Raw genomic sequence first — 9994 nt, forward strand, 5'->3', positions numbered from 1 at the left:
ATCCATGGCGCGCTTCGGCGCACGCCATCTAAGGCTCCCGACGATCTCAGAAGAATGACTGGCGATCTCGACCCTTGTTCGGTCGCGTACGTTGAGAATCTAACGGAAGTGGTTGGGCGTGTCCTTGATCGTTCCGGCTAGCCAGAGTCGTACCTAGTCCCGCCGCAAGCGATCAGAAATAGCAATCGGCGTCGGGTAGTTGAGCACCACGATATAACTAGACGCAAGCAGGGTGATAATCGTTGTTGCCTGGATCAACAGTGAGGCCTGTACGCTGATCAGTGCAGCGCCGACTGACACGTAGGCAATGAGTAGCGAGAACTCCGAGGCTTGGCCCAACCGAAAGCCCAGGTCCCACGCCAATACGCGCTTTTCGCTGACGCCCTGGAGCAAAAAGCGATAGACCACAGGCTTGAGCCCCAGAACCAGTACAGCCAGCACCAGCGCCGGTATCCACACCGTTTGCAGCATGGCCAAGTCAAAGCGGGCGCCCACCGAGAAGAAGAACAGGATCAGGAAAAAGTCGCGCAGCGGTTTGAGATTGACTGCGATGTACTGCGAGATCGGACTGGTCGCAATAGTGATGCCTGCGATGAAGGCCCCGATTTCCTCGGATAAACCCAAGGCTTTGGCGGCTTCAGCCATGCCCAGACACCAGCCCAGGGCGAGCAGGAAGATGTACTCGTGAAAGCGATCGAAGCGGGCGATGAGTGGGAGTAAGACATAGCGTACGCAGAGCAGGGCGAGGCCGCCCAGTACCGGCAAACCCAGTAGCGATATCGCCAGGGTCTGGCCCATGCTTTCGCCGCCGTCGCCGGCGGCCGCACTGAACAGCACCATTAGCACGATGATGGCCAGCAAATCCTGAATGAGCAGCAGGCCGATCATCAACTCGCCGATGTGGCGATGGTGTAACACCGTGGTCGGCAACAGTTTGATACCGATAATGGTAGAGGAGAACATCATGGCCGCGCCGACGACCAGGGCGTCTGTGGTGGCGTAGCCGAAGGCATAGGCAACGCCAAAGCCCATGGCCAGGAAAATCGCCGAGCTGAACAGCGCCACCACTGTGGACTTTCTGAGCGTGGCCCATAACGCCTGGGGCTGCATATCCAGGCCGAGCAGGAATAGCAGGAAGATAATGCCAATATGGCCGATGTCGGCAAGGAGTTTGGTGTCGGTGACCAATGACAGTCCGTAAGGACCGATGAAGGCGCCCAACGCAATGTAGGCGATGATCAGTGGTTGACGAGTGGCCAGTGCTAGCGAAGCGAAGATTGCCGCGCCGCTAAAAATCAGGAAGAATGAAAAGGTGATTGAGACATCCATTCAGGCAGTGTAATCAAGCCGCCCGTGGATAGGAAATAGTTTTATAAACAGTGGCTTGCTGGCGGAATATGGCGCTGCTCCGCGGGCGGGAGCAGCGCCAGGATGTTCAGGCGCGGCGACGGAACAGCGGATCGGCCTGATTTGCCGAGGCCTGGTAGTACTCGCTGAAATCGGCCAGGCTGGCCAGCGAGGGTTCCAGCAGGCTTTCGTCGTCGAACTGGAAAGCGTCAAAACCGCAGCGGCCGAGGTAGGTCAGCTGGTCGCGGATGAAGTGACCCACCGCACGGATTTCGCCGGTATAGCCACGATCGCGCAGCTCGCGAGCGTAGGAGAAACCGCGGCCGTCCATGAACGTCGGGAAGTTCACCATTACCAGCGGGATCTCATCGATGTGATCGATCAGCGGTGCCAGGATTTCACCTGGCTCCAGGATCACAGCGCGGCTGGCGCGCTCTTCACATTCCAGCCACTGCTCCAGGTCCAGCACTTCGGGGCTGGTGTCTTCGACAATAGCGCCGTTCTTGATCAGCTTAGGCATAAACTTTCTCCTTGAAGGGGGCGATGCCTACACGGCGGTAGGTGTCGAGGAAGTTTTCCTCTTCGGTGCGCAGGTCGACATAGGTGCCGAGGATTTTCTCCATCACATCCGCCATGTCTTCCTGTTTGAAGGACGGGCCGAGGATTTTGCCGATGGAGGCATCCTTGGACTGGCTGCCGCCGAGGCAGACCTGGTAGAACTCTTCGCCTTTTTTGTCGACGCCGAGAATACCGATGTGACCAATGTGGTGGTGGCCGCAGGCGTTCATGCAGCCGCTGATGTTCAGTTCCAGTGGGCCCAGGTCGTAAACATAGTCCATGTCGTCGAAGCGGGCCTGGATGGATTCGGCCACGGGAATCGACTTGGCGTTCGCCAGGGCGCAGTAGTCGCCGCCGGGGCAGCAGATCATGTCGGTGAGGTAGCCAATGTTCGCGGTGGCCAGGCCCGATTTTTGCAGTGTTTGCCAGAGCTCGTAGAGGTCCGCCATGGGCACGTCTGCCAGCACCAGGTTCTGCTGGTGGGTGCTGCGCAGTTCGCCGAAGGAGAAACGGTCGGCCAGATCGGCAACGAGTTCCAGTTGTTGATCGGTAATATCGCCCGGCGCATAGCCTGTGGCTTTGAGGGAGATATTGACGATGCGGTAGCCATCAACGCGGTGAGCGACAGTATTGCGCTTCACCCAGTTAGCGAAGATAGGATCGCTTGCGCCTTGCTCGGCGAGGGCGACTTCCGCTGCTGCAGCGTCGATCTGGGCGTACTCCGGTTCAGTGAAGAAGGAGCTGGCGCGCTCGATCTCGGCGTCAGTCAGCGTGGTGGGGCCATCTTTCAGGTGTGCCCATTCCGCTTCAACCGCCTCACGGAAGGCGTCGATACCCATGGCTTTTACCAGGATCTTGATCCGCGCCTTGTACTTGTTGTCGCGGCGGCCGTGCTGGTTGTATACCCGCAGGATGGCTTCCAGGTAGCTGAGCAGGTGCTGCTTTTCGAGGTAGTCGCAAATCTCTACGCCGATAACCGGGGTACGGCCGAGGCCGCCGCCCACGAGTACTTTATAGCCAACTTCGCCGGCGGCGTTTTTGACCAGTTCAATGCCGATATCGTGAGCACGAACCGCGGCACGATCTTCTTCGGTACCGCAGACAGCGATTTTGAACTTGCGAGGCAGGAAAGCAAATTCCGGGTGCAGGGTAGACCACTGACGGATAATTTCGCAGTAGGGGCGGGGGTCGACGAGCTCGTCGCGAGCGACGCCGGCAAACTGGTCGGTGGTGGTGTTGCGAATACAGTTACCCGAAGTCTGGATGGCATGCATCTGAACCTTGGCCAGCTCCGCGAGCATGTCAGGCACTTCGGCGAGCTCCGGCCAGTTGAACTGAATGTTCTGGCGGGTGCTGATATGCACATAGCCCTTGTCAAAGTCGCGCGACAGGCGGGCTATGGTGCGCAGCTGGGTGCTGTTCATTAGGCCGTAGGGCACGGCCACACGCAGCATCGGAGCAAGACGCTGTACATACAAGCCGTTCTGCAATCGCAGTGGCAGGAATTCCTCTTCGCTGAGGTCGCCGGCCAGGTAACGCTCGGTCTGGCCGCGGTACTGGGCCACCCGTTCGTCGAGAATTTTCTGGTCGTACTGATCGTAAACGTACATCTAGTGTTTCCCGTGTGGATTATCGGACTTTTCGCCGCTTGCAAAAGGACAGCGAGCTTAGCAGATATCGCAGCGTCTTGCCGCTCTGCAAATAGTAAGAATATTCATAAGGTTAGAAAGGTTTAATCAGCTGCTTCCCATACCCTTGGGATTGTCTGAACTGCTGCTATAATGGCTCGCAATCAGGACCAACATAAGGAGCAAAACATGTCCGAAGAGACACCATCAAAAGACGCAGGTGACGGCGCAGCCGACGCGGTTGCAGCCACTGCCGTTATTTCCATCGTGGTACTGTTCATGTACCTGTGGCTGTCAGGAATGCCTTCCTAAGCCATCGATGAATGGGGCGGGTGGTGGTTTAGCCCGCTCCTTTCAGCACTAGCTGCACAATCGCAATCATTACCGCGATGAACAACAACGTAAAAATGATGCCTGCAGCGATAAATGTTCCCGCCCGACCCTGTTGGAAGTCCCGTTCCCGGTTCTTGCTGCTTTGAACGCCTAGCCCGGCGGCAAACACACTCGATACTACCTGCCACGGTTTCAGGGATTCCTTTTCGCCTGACGTATCATCGGGTTGCTCTGTCATCGGCGTTCAGTTCCTCAGTAGCTCAGGTTAGGGCGCAGCCAGCGCTCCATGGTCTCCACTGATTCTCCCTTGCGAGCTGCAATGTTTTCAACCTGGTCTTTGCCAATTTTTCCCACGGCAAAGTAGCGCGCCTCAGGGTGAGCGTAGTAAAAACCGCTGACCGAAGAGGCAGGCGTCATCGCATAGCTTTCGGACAGGCCCACCCCAGTGTTGTTCTCCGCATCCAGAATCTCGAACAGCGTGGCCTTCTCAGTGTGGTCCGGGCAGGCCGGGTAGCCCGGGGCGGGGCGAATGCCCTGGTAGCGCTCGCGGATCAGCTCTTCGTTGCTCAGCTGCTCTTCAGGGGCGTAGCCCCAGAATTCGGTGCGCACCTTGCGGTGCATGTACTCGGCGAAAGACTCCGCCAGACGGTCGGCCAGCGCCTTGAGGAGAATGCTGTTGTAGTCGTCGTGATCGGCTTCATACTGCGCCGCCAGTTCGTCCACGCCGAGACCGGTGGTGACACAGAAGCCGCCCACGTAGTCTTCGACGCCGCTGCCCTCGGGGGCGACATAGTCGGCCAGGCTCAGATTGGGCTTGGCGCCGGGCTTTTCGGTCTGCTGGCGCAGGTGGTGCAGGGTAGTCAGCACTTCGCTGCGCGCTTCATCGCGGTATAGGGTGATGTCGTCCGCACCGTTGCGCTGCGCCGGCCAGAAGCCGATCACTGCACGGGCGGTGAGCAACTTCTCGTCGCCAATACGCTTGAGCATGGCCTGGGCATCGCGGAACAAATCGCTGGCCTGTTCACCGACTATCTCATCTTCCAGAATGGCCGGGAATTTACCGGCCAGTTCCCAGGTGATGAAGAAGGGCGTCCAATCGATGGTGTCGACTAGTTCATCCAGCGGGAAGTCGTCGAATACGCGCACACCCGTAAAAGCAGGTTTCGGTGGCTTGTAGCTGTCCCAATCCAGCTGTGGTGCGCGCGCAATGGCAGCGTCGTAGCTTAGTTGCTTGCTGCGTGGCTCGCGATTGGCAATACGTTCGCGCACCTTCTCATAGTTGGCGCGACGCTCTTCGGTAAAGGCGGCCTTGGCTTCACCCATTAATTGCGTTGCAACCGACACACTGCGCGATGCGTCCGGAACATAGGCGACAATATCGCGGTCGTAGTTCGGCTCGATTTTGACCGCGGTATGGGCGTTGGAGGTAGTGGCACCACCGATCAGCAGCGGCACATTAAAGTCCTGGCGCTGCATTTCAGAGGCGACATGCACCATTTCATCCAGTGAGGGTGTGATCAGGCCGCTCAGGCCAATAATGTCGACGTTTTCGTCGTTGGCCACTCGCAAGATTTCCTCGCAGGGCACCATCACGCCGAGGTCGATAACCTCAAAATTGTTGCACTGCAGAACAACGCCGACAATGTTTTTGCCGATATCGTGGACATCGCCTTTTACCGTCGCCATGAGAATTTTGCCGTTACTGCTGGCGGCACCGTCTTTCTCGTCTTCGATGTAGGGTTGCAGATAGGCAACGGCCTGTTTCATGACGCGGGCGCTTTTTACCACTTGAGGCAGGAACATCTTGCCTTCACCAAAGAGGTCGCCAACCACGTTCATGCCGTCCATAAGCGGCCCTTCGATCACCTGGATCGGGCGGTCGAAAGCCTGGCGCGCGGCTTCGGCATCTTCTTCAATATAGGTGTTAATGCCTTTCACAAGCGCATATTCGAGGCGCTTGGCCACGTCCTGCTCACGCCAGCTGAGGTCTTCGGTGCGGGCGCCGCTGCCACCGCTGTCGCGGTATTGCTCGGCAATGTCCAGCAGGCGCTCAGTGCCATCGTCGCGACGGTTAAGTACCACGTCTTCGACGGCTTCTCGCAAATCTTCGGGCAGTTCATCGTAAACCGCGAGCTGACCCGCGTTGACGATGCCCATGTCCATTCCAGCGCGAATGGCGTGGTAGAGGAACACGGAGTGAATCGCTTCACGTACCGGGTTGTTACCGCGGAACGAGAAAGACACGTTAGAGACGCCGCCGGAAACGAGTGCACCGGGCAGTGATTCCTTGATGTAGCGGGTTGCTTCAATGAAATCGACAGCGTAGTTGTTGTGCTCTTCAATGCCGGTAGCAACCGCGAAAATGTTGGGGTCGAAAATAATGTCCTGGGGCGGAAAGCCTACTTCTTCGACCAGCAGGTCATAGGAGCGTTTACAGATTTCCTTGCGGCGCTCGAGATTGTCGGCCTGACCCTGTTCGTCAAAGGCCATAACTACAACAGCAGCGCCATACTTCAGGCACAGGCGGGCTTGCTCGAGGAACTCATCTTCACCGGCTTTCAGGCTGATAGAGTTCACGACCGCTTTGCCCGCAATACATTGCAGGCCGGCCTCGATGACGTCCCACTTGGAGGAGTCCACCATGATAGGAACCCGGGCGATGTCAGGTTCGGAGGCCACCAGGTTGAGGAAGGTCACCATGGCTTCCTTGGCATCGAGCATGCCTTCATCCATGTTGATGTCGATGATCTGCGCGCCATCTTCCACCTGGGTGCGGGCAACGTCGAGGGCGGTTTCGTAGTCACCTTCCAGAATCAGGCGTTTAAAACGGGCGGAGCCGGTCACGTTGCAGCGTTCACCCACATTAACGAACAAGCTGTCTGCCGTGATGTTAAAGGGTTCCAGGCCAGACAGACGGGCGGCGCGTTCGCGCTGGGGAATGACCCTCGGTGCCCTGCCGTCCACTGCGCGACCAATGGCGTTAATGTGTTCAGGCGTGGTACCGCAGCAGCCGCCAGCAAGGTTCAGGAAACCGCGTTCGGCAAAGTCAGCGAAGTCATCGTGCATGATTTCGGGCGTTTCATCGAACTCGCCGAATGCGTTGGGCAGGCCGGCATTCAGGTGGGCGCTGAAATAGCACTCTGCCGCATTCGCCAGTTCTTCCAGGAAGGGGCGGATCTCCTTGTAGCGACGTCCACAGTTACTGCCAATAATCAGCGGCTTGGCGTGTGCCACCGCATTGTAGAACGCTTCCGAGTTGTGTCCGGACAGTACCCGGCCACTGACGTCAGGGAAGGTCACCGAAATCATAATGGGCAGTTCAATGCCGCTCTGGGCAAACGCATCCTTAACCGCGAATACAGCAGCTTTTGCGTTCAATGTATCGAAAATGGTTTCAATGAGGATAATGTCGACATCACCCTCAATCAGCGCCAGCGCCGCCTCAAAATAGCTCTCGCGCAGTTGCTCGAAGGTAATGCTGCGGGCGCCGGGGTCGTTGACGTCGGGAGAGATAGAAGCGGTTTTGGGGGTAGGGCCGAGCACGCCGGCCACGAAGCGGGGCTTGTCCGGAGTCTCTGTGGTCACCTCGTCAGCGACTTTGCGGGCCACCTGTGCCGCGGCAAGGTTAAGCTCATAGGCAATGCTGCTCAGGTCGTAGTCTTCCTGGCCGACCGATGTGGCGTTGAAATTGTTGGTCTCGATAATGTCAGCACCGGCCTGCAGGTAGGCGCGGTGGATCTTGCCGACCACCTCGGGGCGGGTCATGCACAGAATATCGTTATTGCCCTTCAGATCGGTGTCGTGGTCGGCAAAGCGCTCTCCGCGGTAATCGTGCTCCTCGAGGCCTTCGCCCTGGATCATGGTGCCCATGGCACCGTCAATCACCAGAATGCGCTGCTGGAGTGCCTTGAGGAGGGTTTCTTTGCGGGTACAGCTCATGATCAACCTGACAATTGTCAAAAAAGGGCGCATCCTAGCAGGTCTTGATAGCTATATCAAAATAATTTGATATAGATTGAGAGCTTGAATGTTAGCCTCCGGGCCCCAATTCACATAACATACCCGACTGAATTACTCTGGATTGTTGTAAATGATCACCATTACCGAAGCCGCTCAGGATTATCTCGCTGAATTGCTCTCCAAGCAGGAAGACGCCCTCGGCGTTCGCGTGTTTATCAATCAGCCGGGCACCCCCCGCGCTGAGACCTGTATTGCCTACTGCCGCGATGGCGACGTCAAGGAAGAAGATGAAGAGCGCAAGTACGACAAGTTCACAGCTTACTTCGAGGGTCGCTCGCTGCCGTTCCTGGAAGACGCTCTGGTGGATTACAACAAGGATCGTATGGGCGGCCAGCTCACGATCAAGGCACCCAATGCCAAGATGCCGCGTGTCAACGAGGATAGCCCGCTGGAAGATCGCATTAACTATGTGCTCTACAACGAGGTAAACCCCGCACTTGCAGCCCACGGTGGCGAAGTGAGCCTGGTCGAAATTACCGATGATATGTTCGCGGTGTTGCAGTTTGGCGGCGGTTGCCAGGGGTGTTCTGCGGTGGACCAGACGCTTAAGGGTGGCGTTGAGAAAACGCTGCTCGAGCAACTGCCGGAGCTGTCGGGGGTTCGCGATACGACGGATCACTCTGATCGCTCTCAGGCCTATTACTGATTTAGACGATCGAGGGATTCTGGAGCCGGGCAATGTCCCGGCTTTTTTGTGGCTTAGTTCTCGAAGAGCCGGTTCGGGAGTGCCACACACTGCCAATTGATGCCCGACCCAGGCTCAGGGATAGCTCAGGTGGTTTCAAGATCGTCGGGCGGCATGGATGCCGGACGCCGAAGCGACCCCATGGACGGGCTCGTAGCGGTCTTGAAACCACCTGAGTTATCTTTGTGCCGGCGTGTTGAGCAGCGCAGACAAAAAAGCCGGGACAATGCCCGGCTTCTTTGCAGAAAGATCAGACCGTCAGCCAGCCTGTCGCTCCTTAAGAGCATCCTTAACCGTATCGCGCAGCTTGCGCAGAGTCGCTTCGGTAGTCTCCCAGTCAATACAGCCATCGGTCACAGAAACACCGTACTGCAGGTCGTCGAGGTTGTCGGGGATAGACTGGTTGCCCGCATTGATGTTGGATTCAATCATCAGGCCCAGAATGGAGTCGTTGCCTTCCACCACCTGGTTGCCCACATTCTCAATCACCAGCGGCTGCAACTCAGGCTGCTTGTTGGAGTTGGCGTGTGAGCAGTCGACCATGATGTTGGTGGCCAGGTTGGCTTTTTCCAGTGCCTCTTCGCACAGGCGAATATGGACTGAATCGTAGTTCGGGCCGGCGCTACCACCGCGCAGTACGATATGGCCGTAGGCATTGCCCTTGGTGGTGAACACTGATACCTGTCCCTGGCGGTTAATACCCAGGAAGCGGTGCGGCTTGGAAACCGAGTTCAGTGCGTTGGTGGCTACCGTCAAGCCGCCATCGGTGCCGTTTTTGAAGCCCACAGCAGAGGAGAGGCCGGAGGCCATTTCGCGGTGGGTCTGGGATTCTGTGGTGCGGGCGCCAATGGCGCTCCAACTTATCAGGTCCTGCAGGTACTGGGGTGAAATCGGGTCCAGTGCCTCGGTGGAGGTCGGTAGGCCCAGCTCAAGTATGTCCAGCAACAGCTTGCGGCCAATGTGCAGGCCTTCCTCGATTTTAAACGAGTCGTCCAGATGCGGGTCGTTAATGAGACCTTTCCAGCCCACCGTGGTGCGGGGCTTTTCGAAATACACACGCATAACGATGTACAGGGTATCGTCGAGTTCGTCTGCCAGCGCCTTGAGACGGCGGGCATAGTCCATAGCGGCTTCGGTGTCGTGGATAGAGCAGGGGCCCACAACCACAAACAGGCGGTGGTCCTTGCGGTCGAGAATATCCCAGATGACCTGGCGGCTGTCGGCCACGGTCTGGCGCACTGCGTCAGACATAGGCAGTGCTTCCCACAGTTGCTCCGGTGTGATCAGAACGCCCTGCGAGTCGACGTTAATATTGTGTACTTCGTTGTTGCTCATGGATGTTACCTGATAGAGTAAAACGCTTTCCCTGCCGCAAAAAATAGCGCCACGGCGGCGCGCCATTCTATAGTAGCGAGGCAGGTTT

The 9994-nt window shown here is 57.4% G+C and carries 8 protein-coding genes; 2 read left to right on the plus strand and 6 right to left on the minus strand.

Features of this window, described 5'->3' with window-relative positions:
• Positions 1 to 153: 153 nt before the first annotated feature.
• The 3 genes from A3709_RS20295 to A3709_RS20305 all read right to left on the minus strand — a co-directional run bounded on the left by A3709_RS20295 (position 154) and on the right by A3709_RS20305 (position 3515).
• Positions 154 to 1329, minus strand: coding sequence for a cation:proton antiporter (locus A3709_RS20295; RefSeq protein WP_066059018.1), 1176 nt, complete (start codon positions 1327 to 1329; stop codon positions 154 to 156).
• Between the two features lie 106 nt (positions 1330 to 1435).
• Positions 1436 to 1867, minus strand: coding sequence for a DUF934 domain-containing protein (locus A3709_RS20300; RefSeq protein ID WP_066059021.1), 432 nt, complete (start codon positions 1865 to 1867; stop codon positions 1436 to 1438).
• Positions 1860 to 3515 (minus strand): nitrite/sulfite reductase, encoded by a 1656-nt coding sequence (locus tag A3709_RS20305; protein ID WP_066059024.1) that lies wholly within the window; start codon positions 3513 to 3515, stop codon positions 1860 to 1862. The genes A3709_RS20300 and A3709_RS20305 overlap by 8 nt, the downstream gene beginning before the upstream one ends.
• Before the next feature lie 207 nt (positions 3516 to 3722).
• On the opposite strand from A3709_RS20305, the gene A3709_RS24200 reads away from it, so the two are divergent.
• Positions 3723 to 3845: a methionine synthase gene (locus tag A3709_RS24200; RefSeq protein ID WP_189520390.1), complete on the plus strand. Its 123-nt coding sequence runs from the start codon at positions 3723 to 3725 to the stop codon at positions 3843 to 3845.
• Between the two features lie 28 nt (positions 3846 to 3873).
• Here A3709_RS24200 and A3709_RS20310 read toward each other — a convergent pair whose 3' ends face one another.
• Positions 3874 to 4104 (minus strand): DUF2970 domain-containing protein, encoded by a 231-nt coding sequence (locus A3709_RS20310; RefSeq protein ID WP_066059027.1) that lies wholly within the window; start codon positions 4102 to 4104, stop codon positions 3874 to 3876.
• Between the two features lie 14 nt (positions 4105 to 4118).
• Complete coding sequence (metH, locus tag A3709_RS20315; RefSeq protein ID WP_066059030.1) at positions 4119 to 7805, minus strand: methionine synthase; 3687 nt, start codon at positions 7803 to 7805, stop codon at positions 4119 to 4121.
• A gap of 151 nt (positions 7806 to 7956) precedes the next feature.
• Between metH and nfuA the strand changes: the two genes are divergently transcribed.
• On the plus strand, positions 7957 to 8532 hold the full coding sequence (gene nfuA, locus A3709_RS20320; RefSeq protein WP_066059033.1) for a Fe-S biogenesis protein NfuA: 576 nt from the start codon (positions 7957 to 7959) through the stop codon (positions 8530 to 8532).
• Positions 8533 to 8829: 297 nt separating this feature from the next.
• Here the strand turns inward: nfuA and A3709_RS20325 are convergent, their stop codons facing one another.
• A complete protein-coding gene (locus A3709_RS20325) occupies positions 8830 to 9906 on the minus strand; it encodes a 3-deoxy-7-phosphoheptulonate synthase (RefSeq protein WP_066059036.1) in 1077 nt (358 codons plus the stop codon).
• Positions 9907 to 9994: the final 88 nt, after the last annotated feature.

The sequence above is a fragment of the Halioglobus sp. HI00S01 genome, assembly GCF_001635445.1.
GTDB classification, from domain to species: domain Bacteria; phylum Pseudomonadota; class Gammaproteobacteria; order Pseudomonadales; family Halieaceae; genus Halioglobus; species Halioglobus japonicus.

What these genes read in the sequence shown, in the direction of transcription:
- A3709_RS20295 (WP_066059018.1), bottom strand. Translation starts at nt 1,329, where the DNA reads ATGGATGTCTCAATCACCTTTTCATTCTTCCTGATTTTTAGCGGCGCG.
- A3709_RS20300 (WP_066059021.1), bottom strand. Translation starts at nt 1,867, where the DNA reads ATGCCTAAGCTGATCAAGAACGGCGCTATTGTCGAAGACACCAGCCCC.
- A3709_RS20305 (WP_066059024.1), bottom strand. Translation starts at nt 3,515, where the DNA reads ATGTACGTTTACGATCAGTACGACCAGAAAATTCTCGACGAACGGGTG.
- A3709_RS24200 (WP_189520390.1), top strand. Translation starts at nt 3,723, where the DNA reads ATGTCCGAAGAGACACCATCAAAAGACGCAGGTGACGGCGCAGCCGAC.
- A3709_RS20310 (WP_066059027.1), bottom strand. Translation starts at nt 4,104, where the DNA reads ATGACAGAGCAACCCGATGATACGTCAGGCGAAAAGGAATCCCTGAAA.
- metH (WP_066059030.1), bottom strand. Translation starts at nt 7,805, where the DNA reads ATGAGCTGTACCCGCAAAGAAACCCTCCTCAAGGCACTCCAGCAGCGC.
- nfuA (WP_066059033.1), top strand. Translation starts at nt 7,957, where the DNA reads ATGATCACCATTACCGAAGCCGCTCAGGATTATCTCGCTGAATTGCTC.
- A3709_RS20325 (WP_066059036.1), bottom strand. Translation starts at nt 9,906, where the DNA reads ATGAGCAACAACGAAGTACACAATATTAACGTCGACTCGCAGGGCGTT.